Source organism: Dehalococcoidia bacterium, assembly GCA_035574915.1.
Taxonomy (GTDB): domain Bacteria; phylum Chloroflexota; class Dehalococcoidia; order DSTF01; family WHTK01; genus DATLYJ01.
The window spans coordinates 1-22,948 of the sequence record DATLYJ010000095.1 but is presented as its reverse complement, the minus strand read 5'-3'; the positions used below and the strand labels follow the sequence as shown (position 1 = coordinate 22,948).

General features: G+C 68.0%; 19 protein-coding genes and 1 pseudogene. 10 read left to right on the top strand and 10 right to left on the bottom strand.

Going from position 1 to position 22,948, the window contains the following annotated elements; all coding sequences use genetic code 11:
• The 4 genes and pseudogenes from VNN10_09115 to VNN10_09100 form a co-directional block, all read right to left on the bottom strand.
• A partial coding sequence (locus VNN10_09115; protein ID HXH22177.1) for a 3-keto-5-aminohexanoate cleavage protein occupies nucleotides 1-824 on the bottom strand: 824 nt, incomplete at its 3' end.
• Nucleotides 825-954: 130 nt separating this feature from the next.
• The gene (locus VNN10_09110) at nucleotides 955-2,550 is read right to left on the bottom strand and encodes an FAD-binding oxidoreductase (GenBank protein HXH22176.1); all 1,596 of its coding nucleotides are present in this window, start codon (nucleotides 2,548-2,550) and stop codon (nucleotides 955-957) included.
• A 59-nt stretch (nucleotides 2,551-2,609) separates the two neighbouring features.
• Entirely contained in the window at nucleotides 2,610-3,197 is a 588-nt protein-coding gene (locus tag VNN10_09105; GenBank protein HXH22175.1) for a hypothetical protein, read from the bottom strand.
• 72 nt (nucleotides 3,198-3,269) lie between these two features.
• Nucleotides 3,270-3,830: pseudogene (locus VNN10_09100) on the bottom strand (DsbA family protein).
• Between the two features lie 182 nt (nucleotides 3,831-4,012).
• Here VNN10_09100 and VNN10_09095 point away from each other — a divergent pair.
• The 3 genes from VNN10_09095 (at nucleotide 4,013) to VNN10_09085 (ending at nucleotide 6,005) form a co-directional block, all read left to right on the top strand.
• On the top strand, nucleotides 4,013-4,171 hold the full coding sequence (locus VNN10_09095; protein HXH22174.1) for a hypothetical protein: 159 nt from the start codon (nucleotides 4,013-4,015) through the stop codon (nucleotides 4,169-4,171).
• Nucleotides 4,172-4,242: 71 nt separating this feature from the next.
• On the top strand, nucleotides 4,243-5,040 hold the full coding sequence (greA, locus tag VNN10_09090) for a transcription elongation factor GreA (GenBank protein HXH22173.1): 798 nt from the start codon (nucleotides 4,243-4,245) through the stop codon (nucleotides 5,038-5,040).
• A gap of 116 nt (nucleotides 5,041-5,156) precedes the next feature.
• On the top strand, nucleotides 5,157-6,005 hold the full coding sequence (locus VNN10_09085; protein ID HXH22172.1) for a crotonase/enoyl-CoA hydratase family protein: 849 nt from the start codon (nucleotides 5,157-5,159) through the stop codon (nucleotides 6,003-6,005).
• A gap of 62 nt (nucleotides 6,006-6,067) precedes the next feature.
• Here the strand turns inward: VNN10_09085 and VNN10_09080 are convergent, their stop codons facing one another.
• Both VNN10_09080 and VNN10_09075 read right to left on the bottom strand, forming a co-directional pair.
• Complete coding sequence (locus VNN10_09080; GenBank protein ID HXH22171.1) at nucleotides 6,068-6,376, bottom strand: RNA-binding protein; 309 nt, start codon at nucleotides 6,374-6,376, stop codon at nucleotides 6,068-6,070.
• Nucleotides 6,377-6,581: 205 nt separating this feature from the next.
• Nucleotides 6,582-7,349 (bottom strand): 3-hydroxyacyl-CoA dehydrogenase, encoded by a 768-nt coding sequence (locus tag VNN10_09075; protein HXH22170.1) that lies wholly within the window; start codon nucleotides 7,347-7,349, stop codon nucleotides 6,582-6,584.
• Nucleotides 7,350-7,693: 344 nt separating this feature from the next.
• On the opposite strand from VNN10_09075, the gene VNN10_09070 reads away from it, so the two are divergent.
• The gene (locus tag VNN10_09070) at nucleotides 7,694-8,371 is read left to right on the top strand and encodes an FHA domain-containing protein (protein ID HXH22169.1); all 678 of its coding nucleotides are present in this window, start codon (nucleotides 7,694-7,696) and stop codon (nucleotides 8,369-8,371) included.
• Between the two features lie 16 nt (nucleotides 8,372-8,387).
• Here VNN10_09070 and VNN10_09065 read toward each other — a convergent pair whose 3' ends face one another.
• Nucleotides 8,388-11,432: a protein kinase gene (locus VNN10_09065; protein ID HXH22168.1), complete on the bottom strand. Its 3,045-nt coding sequence runs from the start codon at nucleotides 11,430-11,432 to the stop codon at nucleotides 8,388-8,390.
• Nucleotides 11,433-11,686: 254 nt separating this feature from the next.
• Between VNN10_09065 and VNN10_09060 the strand changes: the two genes are divergently transcribed.
• The 4 genes from VNN10_09060 to VNN10_09045 all read left to right on the top strand — a co-directional run bounded on the left by VNN10_09060 (nucleotide 11,687) and on the right by VNN10_09045 (nucleotide 15,566).
• Nucleotides 11,687-12,997, top strand: coding sequence for a hypothetical protein (locus tag VNN10_09060; protein HXH22167.1), 1,311 nt, complete (start codon nucleotides 11,687-11,689; stop codon nucleotides 12,995-12,997).
• A gap of 37 nt (nucleotides 12,998-13,034) precedes the next feature.
• Entirely contained in the window at nucleotides 13,035-13,889 is an 855-nt protein-coding gene (locus tag VNN10_09055) for a hypothetical protein (GenBank protein HXH22166.1), read from the top strand.
• 93 nt (nucleotides 13,890-13,982) lie between these two features.
• The gene (locus VNN10_09050) at nucleotides 13,983-15,056 is read left to right on the top strand and encodes a Zn-dependent alcohol dehydrogenase (GenBank protein HXH22165.1); all 1,074 of its coding nucleotides are present in this window, start codon (nucleotides 13,983-13,985) and stop codon (nucleotides 15,054-15,056) included.
• 75 nt (nucleotides 15,057-15,131) lie between these two features.
• Nucleotides 15,132-15,566 (top strand): hypothetical protein, encoded by a 435-nt coding sequence (locus VNN10_09045; protein HXH22164.1) that lies wholly within the window; start codon nucleotides 15,132-15,134, stop codon nucleotides 15,564-15,566.
• Nucleotides 15,567-15,660: 94 nt separating this feature from the next.
• Here the strand turns inward: VNN10_09045 and VNN10_09040 are convergent, their stop codons facing one another.
• Nucleotides 15,661-17,121 carry a DUF1800 domain-containing protein gene (locus tag VNN10_09040; protein ID HXH22163.1) on the bottom strand — a complete coding sequence of 487 codons (1,461 nt, stop codon included), beginning with the start codon at nucleotides 17,119-17,121 and terminating at the stop codon, nucleotides 15,661-15,663.
• Nucleotides 17,122-17,369: 248 nt separating this feature from the next.
• Here VNN10_09040 and VNN10_09035 point away from each other — a divergent pair, with 248 nt between their 5' ends.
• Nucleotides 17,370-19,652: a xanthine dehydrogenase family protein molybdopterin-binding subunit gene (locus VNN10_09035; GenBank protein ID HXH22162.1), complete on the top strand. Its 2,283-nt coding sequence runs from the start codon at nucleotides 17,370-17,372 to the stop codon at nucleotides 19,650-19,652.
• A 19-nt stretch (nucleotides 19,653-19,671) separates the two neighbouring features.
• Here the strand turns inward: VNN10_09035 and VNN10_09030 are convergent, their stop codons facing one another.
• Complete coding sequence (locus tag VNN10_09030; protein HXH22161.1) at nucleotides 19,672-20,229, bottom strand: hypothetical protein; 558 nt, start codon at nucleotides 20,227-20,229, stop codon at nucleotides 19,672-19,674.
• A gap of 49 nt (nucleotides 20,230-20,278) precedes the next feature.
• Nucleotides 20,279-21,700, bottom strand: coding sequence for a hypothetical protein (locus VNN10_09025; GenBank protein HXH22160.1), 1,422 nt, complete (start codon nucleotides 21,698-21,700; stop codon nucleotides 20,279-20,281).
• A 55-nt stretch (nucleotides 21,701-21,755) separates the two neighbouring features.
• Between VNN10_09025 and VNN10_09020 the strand changes: the two genes are divergently transcribed.
• Nucleotides 21,756-22,948 (top strand): pyridoxal phosphate-dependent aminotransferase family protein (locus tag VNN10_09020; protein ID HXH22159.1); only part of this gene is annotated, 1,193 nt, incomplete at its 3' end.

Here is a 22,948-nt window from a genome sequence, read left to right as displayed (position 1 = left end):
GCCGCCACCGCGGCCGCGGCGCGCACGAGGTCGACGTTCGCCGGCGTGCCAGGACCGCCGTACGGCTCCAGGCCGACCTGCACGTGGCCTCCGCGCCGCATCGCCTCTTCGGCGATGCCGCAGCCGACGACATCGCCGCCGGTGGCGGACACGAGCCACGGTATCGGGGCGCCCTCCATCATCGCGAGGTAGGCGTCGAGGCTCACGGGCGTCGGCGGCAGGCCATAGCCGACGCCGCGGCCGGCGTCGTTCAGGTAGAACTTCACCATGCACGGCGGCAAACGGCCGGCGCGGTGGTAGGCCATGACCACCCGGAGGTAACCCGGCTCGAAGCAGGAGATGCTGACGCCCAGGCCCAGGCGGGCGCACGTGTCGAACATATAGCGGATGTCGCCGTACGTGTTCTGATAAACGACATCGACCGCCCGCGGCAGGCCCTCTTCGTCGACGCCTCCAAGGTTCACCGACCCCGGGTCGACGAGCCCCAGGCCGAGGACGCCTTCCTCTGCCAGCCTCACGATGTGCGAGTAGCGCTGCTCGACGGTGACGTGCGGCCCGCCACCGGCCATCGTCGTGTAAAGGATGGCCCCGGGCCGCTCCCGCAGGACGACGCGCCAAGCCTCGAGGTAGGGCTCCCAGGCGTGCACGCCCGAGCCGCCGATCACGGGGTCGTCGTTGTGGTTGTGGACGATGGAAGCGCCGGCGTCGATGCAGGCGATCGCGTCAGCCGCGATCTCCCCGGGCGTGCGCGGCACGTTCGGGTTGCGGCTCTTCGGCGTCCCGCCGTTGATCGCGGCTTCGATGATCACGGGCCCGTCTGGCATTCGTACCTCCAATAGGTCAGACTGTCAGCCGCTCGAAAGCTTGACGGATCGCCAGACAGAGTCCCATGCCGGCGGAGTGCCCATCGAGGGTTCTCTGCCGGCCGCTGCGTTGCCAATCATTGGGGGTCGCCTACGGGTCGATCAGCACGCCGGGGTTGAGCACCCAGTTCGGGTCCAGGGCGCGCTTGGCGGCGCGCAAGGCCTCCGCAAAGGGCTCCGGGCGTTGCTGGTCGTACCAGGGCCGGTGCTGACGCCCGACGGCGTGGTGGTGAGTGATCGTCCCCCCGTTCGCGATGACGGCGTCCGAGACCACCTTCTTGAACGCCATCTGGTCCTTCTTCGTGATGCCGGGCCGATAGACGCCGGCGAAGGTGTAGTAAGGGGCGGGACCGTCCGGGTAGACGTGCGTAAAGCGGCAGTTTACGGTGCCGCCGCCGCAGATCTCCTTCAGCCCGCGCAGCGCCGCCTCCCGCATCGCCGCGTCGAACGCCGGCCAGCGGTCCCAGGTAATCGACGTCTCGAAGGTGCCGCTGACCATGCCGATGCCTGTCGAGACGCCGCCGCCGCGGGGGATGAAGGCCTCGCGCCAGGCGCCGACAGCGCCCTCGCGCCCCGTCGGCTGGCCCTCGTTGTCGATGCGCACCTCCTGCTCGTCGACCACGCCACCGCAGTCGCGCGCGATGGCGAGCGCCTGGCGCAGGGGCCACTCCTGCGGCACCTCGGCGGACTCGAAGGCGATGATCAGCAGCGCCGTCTTGCCGTCCAGGCCGGCGCTGCTCTGCGCCAGCTCCGGGTCAAGGATGCGCAGGTTCGCGGGCCAGAGCTTGGCCTGGGCGATCTTGCGGCAGGCTTCATAGCCGGACTCCCAGGTCGCGAATTTCGCCGGGGCCGTGGCCCGGAACCGCGGCCGAGCCTGGATGCGCATCCAGGCCTCCGTGATGATGCCGAGGATGCCCTCGCTGCCGATGACGAGCCGGTCCGGCGAGGGGCCGGCGCCGCTGCCAGGGAGGCGCCTCGACTCCCACCATCCCTTCGGCGTGAGCATGCGGACGGACTCGACGAAGTCGTCTATGTGCGTGTGATTGGTGGCGTAATGCCCGCCGGAGCGCGTCGCGATCCAGCCCCCGAGGGTCGACATGGTGAAGCTCTGTGGGAAGTGGCGCAGCGTGTAACCTTTCGGCCGCAACTGGTCCTCGAGCTCCGGCCCGTACACGCCCGCCTGGATGCGCGCCGCGCGGGAGGTCTCGTCGACCTCGAGGACGCGGTCGAACTGGTCCATGTCGACGGTCACGACGGCGTCCGCGTCCTCCGGCGGCGTCACGCCGTCGACGACCGACGAGCCGCCGCCGTAGGGGATGCAGGCGTAGCCCTTCGTCGAGCACCAGTCGAGCACGGCCTCCAACTCGGTCTCGTTGCGCGGGTGAGCGACCACGTCGGGCGGGTTCGCGAAGACGCCGCGGATCTCTTCGAGCCGGTCACCCTTGGTGTGGAGGGCGCGCTCGTAGTTGTCGGTGAAGCAGAAGTCTTCGAGGTTCGAGGGAGGTTTGATCCGCGGCGCCCGCATCTGCAGGTCCTCGACACGGGGGATCGGCGGCAGCGTAACCTCGAAGCCCAGGCGCTTCGAAAGCGCCGCCGCCTGTTCGCGGCGCTGCTCCTCAGTCGGTTCGTCCGCCTGAAGGCCGTTCATCCAGATGCTGCGTCTCGGCTTGCGGTTGACCATGGTCATTGGCGCGCCTCCGGGGGGAGTGCGGCGATTCTAGCACCGGCGGCGCGCCAGACGAACCGTTACTGCTTGATGTCGATGACCAGGCGGGGCGGGTCGAGGAGCAGGGTGATCTTGTAGGGCTTCGTGTCGCGAAGGCCGATCGCCCAGTCCAGGTGGGCCTCGAAGTCGCAGTACAACCGGGCCTCCTGGATCACGCCGCCCTGGCCGGCCAGCTGGCGCGAGGGCAGGGTCGAGTTCCCCGCATCGTTGTGGGCCCGGGCTGTCGTCATCTGGACGGCGAGGAACGCCTGGCCCTGGACCCGCACGGGCTCTCCCGAGCCGCAGGCTATCACGTCCTTAACATAAGTGACTCTTGCGGGCGGGATGCCGCGGTCGAACTCGAACACGATGCGGTCCCAGCCGCCTGACTCCGGATGAAGGCCGATGCGCGTCGCGACCTGGATGATGATGCCCGTAGGCGGGTTCGGGACCGGCTGCACGATCAGGGCTTCAGTGCTCCCGGGCCGCGCGTCCACGCCGGGGTCGAGGATGATCGTGGTCGCCGGGGCCGTCGGCGAGGCAGGTGGGTCGTTACCCGCGCCGTCATCGTTGCAGGGGGCGGTCAGGGCCAGCGCCAGGGCGGCGACAAGGAGGAAGCGGAGTCCCACGCGCCCAGTGTACGCGGGCGGACCGCCGTGCCGCTCGCGCGGGCCCGCCATCGGCCTATCGCCGGCGCGTCCCTAGATATGGGTCCTGGGCCTGGCGCCCACCTTTTCGAGCACGGCCTTGAAGGCCTCGAACTCCTGCGCGCCGACCATGGCGTAGCGCTCGGCGAAGATGAAGGTTGGTATTGCCGTCACGCCGATCGAGCGCGACCAGGCGATGCCCTCATCGACCTGATCCCGGTAGCGGCGGCTTTCGAGCGCCTCGCGCAGCTCCCCGGCTTCCAGCCCGGCCTCGGCTCCGACCCGGACCACGGTGTCGACCTTGCCGATGTCCTCCAGGTCCTCGAAATAGGCCTTGAGCATGGCGCGGTGATAGGGCCAGGCGAGGCCGCGCTCGGCCGCAAACTCCGCGCCCTCCAGAGCTAGGTGCGAGTTCGAGGTGATCGTCCTCCCTCGCGCGAAGGTGATGCCGAGACGCTGTCCGCGCTCTTCGAGCGGGCTGGGAGGACTCTGGGGACTCGACAAGGGCCGCCGCGGCTTCCCCTCAGGCGGTGTCGTGGGGTCGAGGAGGAAGGGGGCGAACTCGACCTCCACCTCGTACTGCCGCATCACCCGCTCGACCTCCACGAGGCCGACGTAGCACCAGGGTCAGACGAAGTCCGAGACGATGATGATTGACGTCGCCGAGCCGTCCTCGTCCGCCATGGCGACAGTATAGGCCTTGCGTACGCCCTGGATAGCTTTGTTATCGGGCAAAGGCAACGCCTTGATTCGATGCCGGACGCGGCAGGGGAGAACCTGTAGGGGCCTGGAGGTGGATGGTGAACAACCTCGGCTGGATCCCGATCGGCACCCTTGCCGGTTTTCTCATCGGTTTCGGTGTCCCGATCACCGTGGACCTCCTTCCGCTCCTCGCGGTAGCGTCCCTCGTGCTTGGCCTCTACCTGCTGTCGACCGCCGGCCTGCTCGAGCGCTAGCCCGCGGAGGGGGAAGCCCGGCCCTCTCTTCGATTTGACACCCACGACGGCGATGGCCAGAATCGAAGTCGGTGACCAACCAGGCCACGACCGTCAGCGAAGCCGCAAGACGCTTCGCCCACACGCTCTCGGGCGACCAGCAGCAGTATGTCCAGGAGGCCTTCCGCTTCGCCCGCTGGGTGGGTGAAGAGAGGCCCGTGGCGGACATCCGTCCCCCAGACGTCGAGGCCTACGTCGAGTCGTTTGGCCTCAACTCCCCAAACGCAGTCAGCCGTGCCGAGGCCCTGAAGTCCTTCCTGACCTTCGCTTACAAGCAGAAGCTCATGACGGAGAAGCTGGTCACACACGTGCGCGTGCGCCGCGCCGGCGGCGCGCGTTCAAAGTCGCAGGCCGTCGCCGAAGCGAAGCAGGAGGTGCACCTCACCGCCGAAGGCCTCCAGGCCCTGACCCAGGAGCTCGAGGCGCTGAAGGCGCAGCGTCCGAAGATCGCGCTCGAGCTGCGAGACGCGATGGCCGACAAGGACTTCCGGGAGAATGCGCCGCTCGACGCCGCCCGCGAGGCCCAGGGCCAGCTGGAAGCCCGCATCCGCGAGCTGGAGCAGACGCTCCGCAACGCGGTGGTGATCCAGGAGGCATCCCAGGAGGACACCGCCCGCATCGGCTCCACCGTAGTGCTTCAGAACATCGCCTCTGGCTCCAAGCTGACATACCTGCTGGTCAGCGCCCGCGAGGCCCGCCCGAACGAGGGCCGCCTGTCCGTCGAGTCGCCGGTCGGCAAGGCCGTCCTGGGCCGCCGCGCGGGCGACGAGGTGGAAGTGACGGCGCCCAGCGGGTCTATCCGCTTCCGAGTCGAAAGCGTCAGCGGGTAGACGTCGCCCCAACCCGCGGCTCCTCCGGCAGTCCAGAGCGCGAAGCTACCTCTATCTCTGCACACGGCACTGCCGCGCCCTAAAATCGCGGCATCTTCAGGCGAGGAGTGCGCTCAATGGCAGACGAGGTCCTGTACGAAGAGGATGGGTCGCTGGCGTTTGTGACCCTGAACCGGCCCGAGAAGCTGAACACCCTGAACGGCGCCCTCCTGGACGCCTTCGAGCAGGCCATCGACCGGGCGCGGGAGTCCGAAGGCGTGCGGGCGATCATCCTGCGCGGCGCCGGCCGCGCTTTCAGCGCCGGCTACGACTTGAACCCGACCGGGCAGCGCGTGGCGCCGGCGGTCAACCGGCCCCAGCGCCGATGGGACCCTGTGCGCGACTACCAGAACATGTCGCGCAACGTGCGGCGCTTCATGAAGCTGTGGGAGGTCCCGAAGCCGGTGATCGCCCAGGTGCACGGCTGGTGCGTGGGCGGCGGCACCGACCTTGCGCTGTGCTCTGACCTCATCTTCATGGCAGAGGACGCCTACATTGGCTATCCGCCCGCCCGGGTCTACGGCACGCCAACGACGATGATGTGGGTCTACCGCCTGGGCCTGGAGGCCGCCAAGCGTTACATGCTCACCGGCGACGCGATCGACGCGCCTACGGCGCTGCGCATCGGCCTGGTCTCGGAGATAGCACCGGCGGACGAGCTTCCCGGCCTCGTCGAGCGGTTTGCCCGCCGGTTCGAGAGCATCCCCTGGAACCAGCTGGCCCTGAACAAGCTGCTGATCAACCAGGCCTTCGAGAACATGGGCCTGCGCACGACCCAGATGTTCGGCACCTTCTTCGATGGCATGACGCGCAACACGCAGGAGGCCATCGACTGGCGCGATAGCTTCGCCACGCTCGGCTTCCGGGAGGCCGTCCGTCGGCGCGACGCTCCCTTCGGTGACTACGGCGAGCGCCGCCGCGAGTAGCCCGGGCACGAAAAGAGCCGGCCCCTCTATGGCCGGCTCTCAGCGCACTAGTCCGCTATGCGTTACCAGCGGCGGTTGCCGCCGCCACCGCCACCGTAAGAGTTGCGGGGGCGGGAAGGGCCGCGCTCGGTGCGCTCCCGTGCCTCGTTGACGTTGATGGTACGTCCCTGCAGAGCCGTGCCGTTGAGCCCGGCGATCGCCGCCGCTGCCTCCGTCTGGTTCGGCATTTCGACGAAGCCGAAGCCGCGCGAGCGGCCCGTCTCCCTGTCAATCACTACCTCGGCCGACGACACCTCGCCGAACGCCGCGAAGGCGGCGCCGAGGGAGGTGTTGTTGGTGTCATAGCTGAGGTTGCCTACGTATATCTTCAAGAGTCTCTCCTTGCTTGCCCTTCCTGAAGGGCCTTGTCCTTCCCGGGGAAGGACTGACGTTGTCGCCAACCGAGAACCCTATCGACGAATCCCGGTGCCTGGCAAGGAGACTCGCGTAATCCTGGGTGTCCGCGGCAGAACCGCAACGGCGCTAGAGGAACGCCGACGGTTGTCCTCAAGTGTACCAGACCGTGGCTGAGCGGGCTCAGCGAGGGGGCATGCGCAGCCCGCCGTCGAGACGGATCGTTTCGCCGTTAAGCATGGGATTTTCGACTATCTGGCGCACTAGCAGGGCGTACTCCGAAGGACGCCCGAGCCGCCCCGGGAAGACGGCGTCCTTCACCAGCGCCTCTCGCGCCTCCGCATTGAGGGCGCCGAGCATCGGCGTCTCGAAGATGCCGGGGGCTATGGTCATGACGCGGATGCCGAAGCGTCCGAACTCGCGCGCGATCGGCAGGGTCATGCCCACCACGCCCGCCTTCGAGGCGGAGTAGGCGGCCTGCCCGATCTGGCCATCGAAGGCGGCCACGGAGGCCGTGTTCACGATGACGCCGCGTTCGCCTTCGGAGTTGGGGGCGTTGTGCTGCATGAGGTTGGCGGCGAGCCGGATGACGTTGAAGGTGCCGACGAGGTTGACCTGGATCACGCGGTTGAAGATTGCCAGGTTGTGCGGTCCCTCCCGTCCCACCGTGCGCATGGCCATGCCGATCCCGGCGCAGTTGACCACGATGTGCACCGCCCCCGCGTGCTCGACAGACCTGGTTACGGCTGCCCGCACCTGCTCTTCGTCCGTGACGTCTGCCGGCGCGAAGGCGACAGCGTCGCCCAGCTGCGCTGCCAGCGCCTCGCCCTGCGAACGCGGCACGTCTAGGATCGTGACCCTGGCTCCCGCTTCCGCAAGCATGCGCACGGTCGCCTCTCCGAGGCCCGAAGCTCCACCGGTAACGAGCGCCCCCATGCCCTTGATGTCCATGTCGTTATTCCTGCCTCGCTTCCGTCCGTCTTGTCCTGAATGTGCGCTTCCGGTGGAGCCTCAGCACAGTGCCGGACGGCCGCTTTCGCGGGCCGCCTCGGATGGGCTGATGATAGATCGACGATAGACCGGCCTCATGGCCATCGCTCCTGGGGGCCGCCAGACTCGCCTTAGGCCTCGCGCCATTTCCTACCCGCCCGAGGCGTCGAGGCCAGGACGCCGCGGCCGGAGGGGCGAAGGGATAGCCAGGGCAAACCGGCACGTTACCTCCCCTCGCCGGTTGGCCCCCTGCCGGATGGCTGCTCCTACGCCCTTCGGCCCGGCGTCGCAGAAGGAGAACCGCAGTGATCGATAGTAAGATCGCCGAAGTCCTGCATGGAGACTCCATGGCCGAGTTCGTAGTCGTCGTGACGCTGCCTGGCACGCCGGAGAGGTTCACCAGGACCTTCAGCGGCGCCGCGGTCATCGGCCGCGGCGAGGACACGGACTTGCAGCTCTCTCACCCTCTCGTTTCGCGCCGCCACGCCGAGATCCGGCTGCGTGACGATGGCCGGTTCGAGGTACGGGACCTCGCCAGCCGCAATGGGACCATGGTGAACGATGAGCCGCTGCGGGACGCTGCCTGCGATGTCTCCGGCGAAGCGAGGCTGCAGATCGGGCCCTACTTGCTGGTGGCCACGCTGCCGGCTAGCACGATCAGCGAGACGCTGGCCTTCGATGCGCCACGCCGCTCCACACGTGTCCGTCTCGACAAGGGCACGCATGCCGTCACGGTGGACGGCAAGGTGGTCATCGAGAAACTCGGCGGCCTCGAGTACGGCCTGATCGAGGTCCTTTCGGACGCCGCACCGAACCTGGTGACGAATACCGCCCTCGGAGACCGCCTCTGGGGCAAGGGGCAGTGGGACACGTACATGCTGCACAACCTCGTGCGGCGCGTGCGACGCAAGCTGGAGGACGCTGGCGCTGACGGCGATGAACTGATCCTCACGGTCCCCGGCGTCGGCTACCGCCTGGTCTGACCCTTCCGGCCCCTGGCTAACCCGGGGGCCTGCAGATGACCGTGTTGTTCTCCGGCCGGCGGTCTCGCGTGTACTGGATCAGGACCTGCACCGGCTCTCCGACGTTGTAGGCCGTCCTCACTTCGCGCGACTCCCCGGGCCGCAGGCCGACGAGGCCTACATTCGTGTCTCCCTGGCGGGTCTGGCCGTCCAGGGTCGCCACGCGGATGAAGACGTCGCGCTCCACCAGCCCGGGGCCCAGGTTCGTGACACGGACCACCAGCGTCTGTCCCATCGCGCAGGTTGCGGCAACAACCTCGCCGGTGAGGTCCGCGTCGGCGCCGGGAGGTATGGTGGCCGTCGGCGGGACTGTCGGGGAGAGGACGGGCGTGGCGAAGGGCATCGGGGACGGCGGCGTCGTGGCCGGATCGCCGCGCCGCGGTACGAACCAGCGTCCCCAACGCCCCTCCAGCACCGGGGTCGTCGCGGCCGTCGCAAGGTCGAGGCGTGAAATGCCGGCAGCGGTGCCGATAAGGGCCGTGGCGCCGTCCGGCGAGATGCTCAGCGACAGGTCGTTCGGGTTAGGCTCCAGCCCGGCGACGGATGCAGGCGCGCGCCCGCGTCCCCTGGTAAGCCCGGACGGATCGACTTCGAGGAGCACCACGTCGCTGCCGTCGATCGTGAGGGCGTACGTCCTGCCTCCCGCCTGGGTTGGAGCGATGAACCGGGCCCCCTGCTGTGGCTGGGCGATTACATCGAAGCCGCCCTCGTGCCAGCGCGCCAGGCCGCAGGCCGCGTCCGGTACGCAGAACTCCGTCAACAGCGCTCCGTCGGGCGCGGCGCTGAACGAGGTCAGTTGCAGGCCCCGGAAGCTCTCGGCCGGCGGGCGCAGGACGCCGAGGTTGGCAGCCGTGCCGTTCCACATCCGCAGCTCCCGCAGGTCCACTTCGTCGCCGCGCACCGGGAGGTCAATGGCCCAGAGGTCCTCCGCGCCGGAGGCTGGGTTCCAGAAGAAATAGAGCCGGTGGCCATTGGCGCTCCATTGCGGGTGGGAAATGCGGCGCCTTCGCCACTCCGGCACTTCAGGGCCATCGCGGGACACGAAGACCTGCGCCTGCACGGCTGTATCGCGCATGTCCATGACCCACAACTCGCGTTGCTCCCCCTCGACTGTTGGCCTGGAGATGACATAAGCGAGATAGCGACCGTCCGGAGACCATGCCGGATGCCTCACGCCGCTGTCGGGCAGGAGCGTCCGGGACTGAAAGCTACCCTCCCGGGCGACCGCAAGGTCACCGCGGGTGTCCACGAACACGATCGTCTGGTCGTTGGCCTTGAGGACAACCCCGTCGCCGCGTGCCTCGATGGTGCAGACGTGCCCACGGGCGCAGTCTTGCGACAGCTCGAAATCGACGCGTGGAGCGGAAGCGCAGGCCGCACGCGCCTCAGCCAGGGGCGCGGGCAATCGGAGGGAGCCGCAGTAGGTGACCGCCGCATCGGGCGTGGGACTGCCGGCCGGGGGAGTGTCGGCAATGAAGTCGGTCCCGGCCAACGCGAACGCCGCCAGGACGGCGACGGTGATACCGAAGACCAGCAGCCCGGAGACGAGGGCGAGTGTCCTGCCCTCCCGACGGCGGGCGCCGGCCGACGCTGCTTCTTGCCACGGCCTCGCGAGGCGCTCTCGCAAGTCGCGCAGGTCGCGGGCGCGATTGGCGATCTCGTTCGCTTCCGGCGTGAGTGGAAGCGAGCGCAAGAAGATGAAGGCAGCGAGCCGGGGCTCGACTCTCGGGGCGGGCGGAAGTCCTGGCCGCTGGACCCAAACGGCGCCGTCTTGGGCGACGACCGTGGAGTGCGAATCGATCGTGAGCCGGACGCTTCCCGCGGCCACCTCGATCATCTTCAGTAGCGTCTCAGTCGCCTTCAGGAGGGCTTCGGTGTCCAGCTCCTCGGCCGGGTCCGGCGGCTGGCGCTCCTCGCGGGCAACCCAGAACACGAGGTTGTGCTCCGGCGCGCTCGGCCAGCCTTCGTTGTCTTTGAGCAGCAAGCGGTTCGCGCCCAGAAGCCGCTCGGCGCCCAGCGGCACCAGTCGCGGGTTCACGTTCACGGCGGCGCGCAGCGCTTCGCCGTAGGCCTCGTCCTGGGCGAAGTGCACTTCGACCACCGCGGGTTCGCCGGTGCGCTCGTGCACGCAACGCCATGCCCAGGGCTGCTCGGGATGAGGCTCCACCCGCACCCATGGGCCGAACTGCTCCGGCTCCGGCTTCAGCTCCTCTCGCGCGCGCTCCAGCAGCCGGATGCACGCCTCTGCGCCCTCCGGCCGTTCCCCGGGTACCTTGCGCAGACACTGGTACACGAGCTCCTTCAGCGAAGGGGCCACATTTGCTGGCAGCACCGAAAGGTCCGGCTCGTCCGAACGATGCTGCCGAAACAGCTCCATGAGGTCGCCCTGAAAGGGCGGGCGGCCGCTGAGCATCTCGAAAAGCACCGCGCCGAAGGCGTACAGGTCTGACGACGGGTTCGGCGCGCCTTCCCAGACCTCCGGCGCGGCATAGGGCGCGCTGAGGAGGTTCTGCTGGGTCAGGGTCACGGTCTCGTCGTAACCCAGGATCTTGGCGATGCCGAAGTCGGTCAGCCGCACCTCACCCTTTTCGTCGAGGAGGATGTTCGCCGGCTTGACGTCCCGGTGGACGATGCGCACGCGGTGAAGCGCGCGGAGGGCGTCCGCGATCTCGAGGCCTATGCGGATCACCTCTTCTTGGGGCAGGGCGCCACGGGCTGCCAGTTCGTCGCGCAGGTTGGTGCCTGCCACGAACTCCATGACGATGTGGGGCACGGGCTCGTGGCCGCCGCCGACGACGCGCACGATATGCCTCGAGTCACGCGCTGCGGCCGCCGCGAGGCGTTCCAGGTCAGTGCGGGCGCGGACATGCTCCTCGTCCGCCGAGGAAGCGAGCACCTTGACCGCCACCGTGCGCCCCGTCGTCGTGTCGGTGCCGCGCCAGACGCGGCCGAAGGCGCCGCGGTCGATCGCGCGCTCGAGCACGTAGGGGCCAATGGAATCGCCTTCGCGCAGTTCACGCATCGGCTGTCATCGCCTGGCGAGATGGGGGTGGGACTTGGGTCGGCAGGTGGGTTTCAGGGTGCAAGGCAGGGGTCCGGGGATCGTCTTGCGTGGCCACTATACTCGCTCGAGTGAGGGCTATCCATTTCCCCCTCTTCTATAGCCCTTTCGATCCTGACCGATAGACGCCCTCAATAGCGTCTGCTATAGTCACGCTCGCGCTGCTGCCGTCCTCCGGACGCCAGTGCTGATGGGAGCTCCCGAGGCGGGCAGGGATGACCGAGACACAGACCGAGACGCCAGCCGGGGAGGCGTCGCCGCAGGACAAGCGGCTCATTCAGGGCGTTGGCAGCCTGGTTACGCTGGACTACGCGTCTGGCACGGTCTACAAGACCTACAAGCCCCGGTTCGCCGTCCGGGCGCTCTACTGGCTAGCCTTCCAGGCGCCCTTCCCCTACAGCAGCGACCGCGACGCGCTGGAAGCCAGCCGTGAGCGCCGGGTGATCGTCGGGCTGCTGACGAAGTACTGGTTCGGCGTGGACATCGTAGCGCCGGTCCTCGGCATCGCCGAGGACGAGTCCGGGAGCACGGCCTTCGTTACTCAGCTGGTGCGGGGCCACGAGCCCGAGAACAAGTACAGGGCCCGCCGCTTCCTGAAAGTGCTCACGCAGCACTTCATCGAGGCCGGGCTTCCCACCTGGCAAGTCAGCCCGCACAACCCACGCTCCGTCGGCAATCTCATGGAGGTCGAGGACGGTACGTATCGAATCATCGACCTCGAGTCGAACCTCGTCGCCGCCCTTACGCCGATGTCCGCTGTGGTCAGCGCCATCCGCCAGAAGAACTTCCCGAACTTCGACGACATCGACACGGCCACGCTCGAGGCCTATCTCGCCAGGAACGGCCGCCGCCTTCGCGAGAAGCTGGGCGGCGAGGACTACTTGCGGTTGATGGACGCCGCGGTCGCCTATTCCGAGTACGTCAAGCGCTGGCACTCCCGCGAGCCGCGGCTCCTCGGGCGAGTGCTGCGGGTGGCCTTCGGCCCCGTGTACTTCATCTCCGGCATCCTCCGAAAGCTGCAGCGCCTCATGGCCAGCGGCCAACTGCGGGCCGAGGTCTTCATCCGGCGCGGCATCGTCCGCTGGTTGAACGAGGGCAAGCTCACCCAGGAGCAGGCGGAGGAGCTGCGCCGCGCCCTGCGGCAGCCGGAGGTCGCGGCGGCGATGAACAACCTGGGCATCCAGATGGCGCTTGCCCTGGTGCTCTTCTTCCCCTTCGGCAGCCTCGAGCGCTTCTCCTGGACGGTCTTCCACCGGCTGCGGGCGGAGGTGCGAGGGCTGATCACGCGCCGCGCTCCCCACGCCGAGCGTGAACTGCATACCCTTCTGGTTGCCGTCGTGGGCCTGACGCCGAAGCTCGGAGGGGGCGCTTACCTGCTCGCGAAGCCGTTGCGGTCGAACCGAGGCCTCGCCGCCGTCGGCATCGACAGGCTGTTGAGGAAGGCGCCGTTTGGCCTCTACCGACGGCTAAAGCTCCAGAGGGTCGGCGAGCGCATAATTGCCTCAGGGGCGTTCGCGCCGGCGTGAACCCTGCAGCACGCGACCGCCTGAGGGGGCACCGGAGATGAACTTCCAGGTCCGAGTCTCGCCCGCGGTCGTGGCGGTGGTCCTCGGCCTGGCGATCGTCCTCCTGGTGGTGGTCGACTACACGCTGCAGGTAATCGAGTGGAACCGCGTCGGCAGTCTGCAGAAGGGCTACGCCTGGGTGGATTACCCGGGCGGCTTCGAGCGGCCCGAGAACGGGCCTTCGCGCACTTTCGAGCTGATCCGCCAGCGCTTCGACTTCGACCGCGATGGCCCGACGCAGACCATCCCGACCTGGTTCTCCTCCTTCCAGTTCGCCTTCGCCGGCCTCCTGTTCCTGGCCGTAGGGGCGCGGACGCGCCAGCTCAAGCGCGGCAGTGCCCTGCCCTGGGCCTTCCTTGGCCTCGTCATGTTCTACCTGTCCATTGACGACACCGTGACGATCCACGAGCTGCTTGGCGGCGACGAGAGCATTGGCCACGACCTCAACGAAGTGCTCGGGCTGACGTTCATAAACTTCGACTGGGTGGTGCCGGCGGCGATCGCCGTCCTGGTGCTTCTGCCCTTCTACATCCCGTTCGGCCTGCGCCTGCCCCTGGGTACGCTGGCGCTGTTCGCCCTTGCCGGCCTCATCTTCATCGGCTCCCAGATGGGCATCGAGACGTACAGCGGCAACTGGCTGCGCTCGAATAACATCGACACGCTTGCTTATCACCGGCAGAGCCTGGCCGAGGACGCCTTGAAGTTGGTGAGCGAGCTCATCCTGATCTACGGACTGCTGGCCTACTATCGCGACAACCTGAGCGGGGAGCTTGTCCGCCAGCAGAGGACGCTGCTCAGCCTGGTACCCCTCGGCAGCCGCCCCCGCATGTCTCGCCCCTCACCGTCGTCCTGAGCGAGTCTAGCCGTAGGGCTGAGCGGGCGATAAGATACGCCCCGACCCCGCCAGCCAGAGCCACGGGAATCCCTGCCCGCGAAAGGAGCCACGATGAAGGCCGCAGTCATGTTTGCCGCGAAGGAGCCGCTGGTCATTCAGGACGTCGATGTCGACGAGCCGCAGGCCGGCGAGGCGCTGATCAAGACAGCAGCCAGCGGCGTCTGTCACAGCGACCTGCACTTCATGGAGGGCCTCTGGCCCTCGCGCACGCCCGTGATCCTGGGCCACGAATCCGCTGGCGTGGTCGAGAAAGTGGGCCCGGGCGTCACCAACGTCAAGCCCGGCGACCGCGTTGTCCTCTCCTTCGTGTACTCCTGCGGGCAGTGCGAGCGCTGCCTTCAGGGGCGGCCGGTCCTGTGCATGCGCACCAACGCCGGCGTGCGGCCGGGAAGGCTGAAGATGGGCGACCAGGTGATCAACCAGTTCGCGGGCATGTCCGCCTTCGCCGAGTACCAGCTCGTCAACGCCAGCATTTGCATCCCCGTGCCGGACGACGTGCCGCTGGATGCCGCATCCCTCGTGGGCTGCAGCGTCATGACGGGCGTGGGCGCGGTCACGAACACGGCTAGGATCGAAGCGGGCTCCACGGTGGCGGTGATCGGCTGCGGCGGCGTGGGCCTTAACGTGGTGCAGGGAGCGCGGCTGGCGGGCGCGAGCCGGATAATCGCGGTCGACCTCATCGAGAGCAAGCTCGCGGCGGCGAAGGAGTTCGGCGCGACCGACATCGTCGACGCCTCGGACAAGGACGCGGTCCAGGCGGTGCAGCAGATGACCGGCGGCGGCGTTGACTACGCCTTCGAGGCCATAGGCCTGCCCAAGACGGCGGAGCAGGCGTTCAACATGACGAAACGCGGCGGCACCGCGGTGGTAGTCGGCATGCTGCCTGTCGCCTCCATGGTCCAGCTGCCGGGCGCGGCCTTCCTTGGGGAGAAGCGGATCATCGGCAGCTACTACGGCAGCGCCCGTCAGGGCTACGACATGCCCTGGCTGATGCAGCTCTACCGCCAGAAGCGCCTCAAGATCGACGAGCTCATCACTCGCCGCTACAAGCTGGACCAGATAAACGAGGCCTACGACGCCCTCAAGAAGGGTGAAGTCAACCGCAGCGTGATCACCTTCGACTGAGCCTGAAACGAGGGCCGCCCGCCTTCGTTGTAGCAGGTAGGGATGGAACCCGGTCGGAGGCAAGGAGAGCCTGCGATGTATCACCTCACGCTGCTGCTGTTGGTGGCTGCGCTCGGCGGGCTGGGCTGGATGCTCGTGCGGAGCGCGCCGGCTGTGCTTTCTCTCGTCCTGCCGCGCGACCTCACATTCGCGCTCGGGGCCCTGGTCTTCGTATTCGGCGCCTTCACGGGCTTCACCGCGGCCTTCGCCCTTCGCACGCCCGAAGGCGTGCTGGAGTCGCTCGTGACGCTGCTCGTCGGGGCCTGGTTCCTGTTCTCGACCAGCGCGGCCCTGCGGGGCACGGCGGACTACGAGGCGCTCCTGCGGCGATTTGGCGCGCTTATGGCCCTGCTTGTCGGCCTGATCCTCGCCACCCTGTATGTATCCGACCCCCGGGTGGTGTCGCTCCTCAGCCTGGGCCTGATCGGCGCCGGCCTGTTTGCCACGCGGGAGTATCTCCGGACCCGCTAGCCAACCGGCCCTGTTTCAGGCCAGGGGGCAGCGCTGGACCGGCCTTGTCCTGAGGCGCTAATGCCTTGATGGCCGATGGCCGTCCGGCGCGTGGCTAGTTCAGGTGGTACTGGGGCGAGGCCAGGATCAGGTAGACGAGGCCCCGGAGCTTGTCGGCGTCCAGGAGCGCGCGCGGGCCGCCGGCGAAGTCCAGGAGCACCTGGCGGGCCTCCTCCGGGATGTTGTCGTCGAGCACAAGTGGGAGGTAGTAGCCGAGGGCGTAGGACGCAGTGCCCAGCCCCGCAGGCGGCGTGGGCGTAGGAGTAGGCGCCGGCGTCGGCTGGCCTGGCTGTCCGCCGCCGCCAAAGCCCTGGGGGATGGGTGCGCCGCCGACGAGCATGTTTATGAAGTTGAGGCGGGCCAGCATGTTACTCGCCGAGAACCAACTGGCGCCTGCGGGCCAGCCGGCCACGTTCGGCGGTTCGAAGACCACCTGCCCCATGGCGCGCAGGGCCGCCGCCCGCTGGGGCAACAGCCGCGCCGTGTCCTCCGGCGCGCCGATCGCCTTGATCGCGCCGATGGCGTACTCGACCGGGCTCTTGGCCAGCGCACGGTAGGCGCGACGGGAGTAGAACACGTCCGACCGGAACATGGCCTCCAGGACCGGTAGGATCTCGCGGCCGGAACGCTCGTAGGCCTCGACGAAGGGGTCGAGAGTCGCCTCGTCCGGGCCCGGATAGACAAAGAACTCGAAGAGCCGCCGGACGATGTATCGGCCCGTGGCCGGCTGCTCGAGGATGATGTCGACGATATCGTCCGGCCCGAAGTAACCCTTGCGCCCGAGGAAGGTCTTCAGGGCGGCATCGAAGAACTGGGGCCGGAACACGGGCTGGGAGAGGATGTTGACGTTGTTAGGGTTTTCGCGCGGCACGTGCCAGCCCGTGAAAGCGCGCGCCGCCTCGCGGATGTCCTCCTCGGTGTAGTTACCGGGGCCCATGGTGAAGAGCTCCAGCAGCTCTCGCGCGAAGTTCTCGTTCGGAGCGGCCTTAACGCTGCCATCGATGTCCAGGTAGACCATCATCGCTCTGTCGCGCGTAATGCCGATGAGGAGGTCGCGGAGGTTGCCGGTCGCGTGACGACGGAAGAGGTCGTTCTGGTCTTGCAGTGCCTGGGTGTCGGGGACGGCGCTCTGCTCTGTCGTGAGCAGGCCGTGCCAGAAGAGGGTCATCTTCTCCTGTAGCGGCCGCCTGGTGTTGGCCATGCGGACCAGCCAGGGCAACTGGGGCGCGCCGCGCCGCGCCGTCTGCGAATTCGCGAGTTCCTCCGCGGCCGAGTCGTCGATCTCGTGATAGTGAAGGAGCTCATCGACCGTCGCCTCGAGGCCCATCGCCTGGTAGCGCGCGAGCTCCGCGCGGGTGGCGCCGAAGCCGGCGCGTCGCAGGAGGTGGCTGATCTTGACGGGCTCAGCCTCGATGGCCGCGGACTCGTCGTAGGCGGAGGCGTCCTGCCCGCCAGGGACGCCATGGAGGAGGGCGTAGACGGCAGCGGCGGAGGCGGCCGCGGCGGTTGCGGTCAAGGCGCCGCGTCGCGACACGCGGATCGACCGAAGCTTGTCCCTGGCCATCACCCACCCGGTCCCGAGTCCGCCGCCCTGCTGGCGATGCTAAAGAATACGACGACGGGCAAGCTCTGGGATCGGCGCCGTCAGCATCGCGACATCGATGTCTCCGAAGCCGATCCGTCGAGGCTCGCGGAGGTTGTTACCCCTTTCCGGGTGTAGAATCGGCGCTGTCTACCTGACCTAGATTGCTCGAGGATCCTCCCATGGTCGCAACCCAGGAATATCGCGTCATCGGCACCAGGCCTATCCGTCACGACGGCGCCGACAAGGTCACCGGCCGCGCCCAGTACGGCGCCGACGTGCGTTTGCCGGGGATGCTCTACGGCAAGGTGAAGCGCAGCCCGCACGCTCACGCCATAATCAAGCGCATCGACGCCTCCAAGGCCCTGGCCCTGCCCGGCGTCCGCGCTGTCGTGACGCGCGAGGACTTCCCTCCGTCTCCTGTCGGGCCAGGGGAGATGGCCGAGGGCGTGCTCACGCCGCTCCCGCACCTCGTTGATCGACTCATGGCGGGGAAGAAGGCGCTTTTCAAGGGGCACCCCGTGGCCGCTGTCTGCGCGGTCGACCCGCACACGGCCGAGGACGCCCTCGACCTCATCGAGGTCGAGTACGAAGTCCTGCCCGCTGTATTCGACCCGCGCGAAGCGATGCTTGACGTGGCGCCCGTGCTGCACGAGAACCTCGCGGCGAGCAGGACGGCGCTCGATTCGGCGCCGACGAAGCCTTCGAATATCGCCGCTCACAGGGAAATCGTCCGAGGCGATGTCGAGAAAGGCTTCGCTGAAGCGGACGTCATCATCGAGCGCGAGTTCCATACGAGCCGCTTCCACCAGGGCTACATCGAGCCGCACAACGGCACGGCGGAATGGGGCCGCGACGGCCGCCTGACGATCTGGACCAGCACCCAGGGCCTGTTTGGCGTGCGCAACGCCGTGGCCGGCGTCCTACAGATGCCCGTGTCGAAAGTGACCGTGAAGGCCATGGAGATCGGCGGCGGCTTCGGCGGCAAGAACCAGGTCTACCTCGAACCGGTAGCGGCATTGCTGGCAAAGAAGACCGGCAAGCCGGTGAAGATGACGATGTCGCGGGATGAGGTCTTTGAGGCTACGGGCCCCACGTCCAGCACCTATGTCACCGTGAAGCTTGGCGCGAAGAAGGACGGCACCATAACCGCAGCCCAGGCGACGCTGATCTACGACGCGGGCGCCTATCCCGGCTCCCCGCTGAACGGCGGCATGAACGGCATCTTCGCCCCCTATGACATCCCCAACATCCGGATCGACGGCTACGACGTCGTCGTAAACCTGAGCAAGACTGCAGCCTACCGCGCGCCGGGCACACCGGCAGCGATGTTCGCTTCGGAGTCCGTTGTAAATGAGCTGGCAGACCGGCTGGGCATGGACCCGATGGACCTGCGCCTCAAGAACGCCGCCCGGGAGGGCAGCCTCCGCGCCAGCGGCCAGAAGTTCGCGCGCATCGGCAACATCGAGGTCATGGAGGCCGCGAAGAACCACCCTCATTACCGCTCCGAGCTGGAGGGACCGAACCGCGGCCGCGGCGTGGCGATGGGCTTCTGGGGCAATGGCTCCAACGAGACCAGCTCCAGCGCCAGCGTGAACAACGACGGCACGGTGAACCTGGTGCTCGGCTCGCCGGACATCGGTGGTACCCGCGCGACCCTGGCGATGCAGCTGGCGGAGACCCTCGGCATCCGCGCCGAGGACGTGATCCCGCGCGTCGTCGACACCGACTCGGTGGGCTTTACGGCGAACACGGGCGGCAGCCGTACCGCCTTCGCGGGCGGCTGGGCCGCCTACGAGCTTGGCCTGCAGATCCGCAAGGCGATGGTGGAGCGGGCGGCCCGCATCTGGGAGTGCAGCCCGGACGAGGTGACCTACGACGCCGGCGTCATCAGCGGCCCGCCGGACGGCGAAGGAAACGCCCGCCGCATGACCTTCGCCGAGCTCGCTGCCCGCCTGCCCCGCACTGGCGGCACGATCGAGGTCGGCGCGAACGTCAGCGGGCGCCAGGCCGGCCCCGCCTTCGCCGCCCACATCGCGGATGTCGAGGTGGACCCGGAGACGGGCAAGGTGACCATCCTGCGCTACACGGCCATCCAGGACGTCGGCACGGCGATCCACCCGGGGTACGTCGAGAGCCAGATCCAGGGCGGGGCCGCGCAGGGAATCGGTATGGCCCTGAGCGAGGAGTACTACCTCTCCGCGGACGGACGCATGACCAACGCCAGCTTTCTCGACTACCGGATGCCCACGTCCCTGGACCTGCCGATGATCGAGACGGTCCTCGTTGAGGTCCCGAATCCCGGCCATCCGTACGGTGTCCGCGGCGTCGGCGAAGTACCGATTGTCCCGCCGCTGGCGGCGATCCAGACGGCGATCGCGAACGCGACGGGCATCCGCCTGACCAGCCTGCCTATGTCGCCGACGGCGGTCCTGGAGGCCCTGCTCGCGCGCGACGGCGGCTAGGAACGCCCTCCCGGGCCGCCTAGGGCAGCCGCGCGAGTACGCGCTGAGCGACTTCGATGTGCTTCGGCAGCGCCTTGCGTTCGAGGGCTTCTCCCTGGAGCGCTTGCCCGCCCTCGCGAGTCAACGCCGCGGTCGAGATCCAGAGGTTCACCGCGTACGGGCCCTTCTGCACCCAGAGGATTCCGTTCAGCCAGTAGGCCTTGTCGCCGACGCCCGCGACCGGCTTCACCGTGACGCCGAGCGCCTCGCCGCCGGCCCGAGCCGAGGCGTCGAACTGGTTGCCGCCGAGGCACCTGCAGGCCTGGACCTGGACGAAGTCGAACACGCCTGCGGACGAGTAGTAGCCGCAGCTCTGGAAGGGTCCCACCGGCCCTTTCTGGGTGTCCGCTACGGCTGACCCGAGCAGGGCCTCGGCCTCCGCCCGTGTGACGAGCGCGCAGGCGTCGACTGTCGTGGTCTGCGGGGCCTGCCCCGAGGGGCCTCGGTCCTGAGCGCCGGGGCCGCCGTCACCGTCACCGCCGCCGCAGGCGAGCAAGGCAACGCTGAGCATGGTAAGGAGAAGTGCCAGTGGTTTCATCACGCCCTCCGCACGCCGGATGCATGACGCCGATCTTACCGGGCAGAAATCACGGCGCTGTCACGAGAGGCGCTCCCTCAGAGCTGGCCAGGAGGCGTCCCGGCCCACGATAGGCGCGCCCCGGGACGATTACGGGCCGCTTTCCCGCGTCCGTCGGTGGGATGTCGTCGACGCCGATGACCTCGATGGACGCGGACGGGATCAGGCGCCCCAGGTCGGCGCATATAGCGGATGCTGGCACGTCGGGAGGGCCCTGAAGCAGGAACTGCAGCCGCCGGGACTCAGGTTGCCACACTTGGTAGGCACGGACCATGGTGTACTTGAGCATCACGGTCGGGAAGACGACGCCGGTCACCTTCTTGCCTCCTCCCAAATCCAGCACGTCCGCAGTGCGGCCGTGGACCCGGAGGAGGGAGGAGAGACCCCTACCGCAGGCAGCGGGCCCCTCTGCCAGTTCCCCGCGGTCGCCCACGCGGTACCGGATCAGCGGAGTGGCGCGGTTCGTGAGGTCGGTGATGAGGATTTCGCCGGTCCCTGGTTCTGTCTCGACGAGGATGTTCTCGTCGTTTACGTGGAGTACGCCGCAGGCGGCGCAGGTGAAGGCGATGTGGCTCGCCTCGGCGGCGCCATAGGCCTCGCAGAAGAGGTCGCCCAGGTACTCGAGGACCAGGTCGCGCCACTCCGGGTACATCATCTCGCCCGTGGCGTAGACGACCGGAATGCGCAGCCTTCGGCCGTTCGCGCGGAGGAAGGTGGCCAGGGCGTAGAGCCCGCTGGGGAATGCGGCGAGGTACTTCGGTTTCCTCTCATCCAGGGCGCGGACGCAACGCTCCAGGCTGGCCTCGTCGAAGGTCCAGAGCAGGACCACGGACCGGTTTCGCAGCCAGTCCTGGACGCGCGCCCTCAGCGGGATACTTGGGTTGAGGCCGCGCGAAAAGCCGCCTACCACCACCTGCCGGTCTCCAGGACGCAGGCCAACCCAGGACTCGTTGCGCGGCCACACGGCGCTCTTGCGGTCGTGGCTCAAGCCATCGACGTAAGTCTTCAGGGGTGTGCCGCTCGTCGTCCCTCCTGACCTAGCGACCGTGAGGCGCGGGGCCCGCCAGCGCCGGACCGTCGCGACTTGATCCAGACGCTCCTGCAGGTCGACCCGCTCGAGCACCGGCAGCGAACCGAGTGTCTCGAAGTCCACAGCCGCTCCGGGCTTCCAGCCGGCCGCGCGGAGGCGATCGCGGTGGAAGGGCGAGTAGCTGTAGGCGTGCTCTAGAAGGTCCTTCAGCTGGGACAGCTGCAGCGCCCTTATCTCCTGGCTGGAGAGCCACTGCGTGCGCATGAGCCAGGCGTAGGCGGCGCGATACCCCTTTCGCATGAGCAGGTCGAAGATGCGCTGCCCTGCCGGCGAAAAGGTGGACCTGTAGGCGAACGACCGGACGGTGTCGATGAGGTCCGGCGGTGAAGTGCTGGAAGTCATGAGCAGCGCCGGCGGCGCCGGTGGGCCTCCGTTTTGTTGACAAGCCTCAGGTCGCATGGTACATGCTAGGTGGCCTGCGGGGGACGCGGCTTTCTCTCATCTTGGCCCCTGCTCCAGAAAGGAATGCGCTCTGGCTTCCGAAACTAAGCCTCTGGCCGACGACGAGCTCATTCCCTCGACCCTCTCCATCGATGCCCTGGACATAGGCGGCTACGACGACCCTCAGAGCAGGGACGTCTTCGCCAAGGCGCGCTCTTTCGAGCTCGTGAAGCAGGCCAAGGCCTTCGGCATGTATCCCTTCTACAAGCCCCTGGACGACAACCAGGGCCCGGAGGCAATCGTCGACGGCAAGCGGGTGATCATGCTCGGCTCCAACAACTACCTGGGGCTGACCCGCCACCCGCGCGTAATCCAGGCCGCCCGCGATGCGGTCGAGAAGTACGGCACATCGATGACCGGCTCGCGGCTCATGAACGGGACGACGAACCTCCACGTGGCGCTCGAGGAGAAGATCGCGCACTTCCTGCGGCGCGAGTCGGCCCTCGTGTTCTCCACGGGCTACCAGGCCAACCTCGGCGCCATCTCGGCGCTGGTGAACCGCCACGCCGCCGCAGTGATCGACAAGGGGGACCACGCCAGCATCTACGACGGCACGAAGCTTTCGGACGGCGAGGTCTTCCGCTTCCGCCACAACGAGCCGAACCACCTGGACGAGGTGCTCCGCCGCGTCACGCAGCGCAAGGCGGCGCTGGTGGTCATCGACGGCGTCTACAGCATGGGCGGCGACATCGCCGACCTCCCGGCGATCGTCGGTGTCTCCAAGCGCTACGGCGCGCGCCTCCTGGTGGATGACGCCCACTCCATCGGCGTCCTGGGCGAGGGTGGCCGCGGCACCGGCAGCCACTTCGGCCTCGACCATGAGGTCGACCTCGTCGTCGGTACGTTCTCGAAGACTCTGGCGTCCATCGGCGGCTTCGTGGCCGGGCCGGAGGACGTCCTGGAGTGGATCAAGCACTTCGCCCGCCCGATGCTGTTCAGCGCCTCTATGCCGCCTTCGTCCGTGGCGGCCGCTCACACGGCGCTGGACGTGCTCATGGAGGAGCCAGAGCTCGTGGAGCGGGTGAACGCCAACGCGAAGCGCCTGCGCGACGGCCTGCGCAAGGACGGCTTCGACATTGGCGTCTCGGAGACGCCAATCGTGCCCATCGTCATCGGCGATGAAGTCAAGATGGTGAGCTTCTGGCGCGA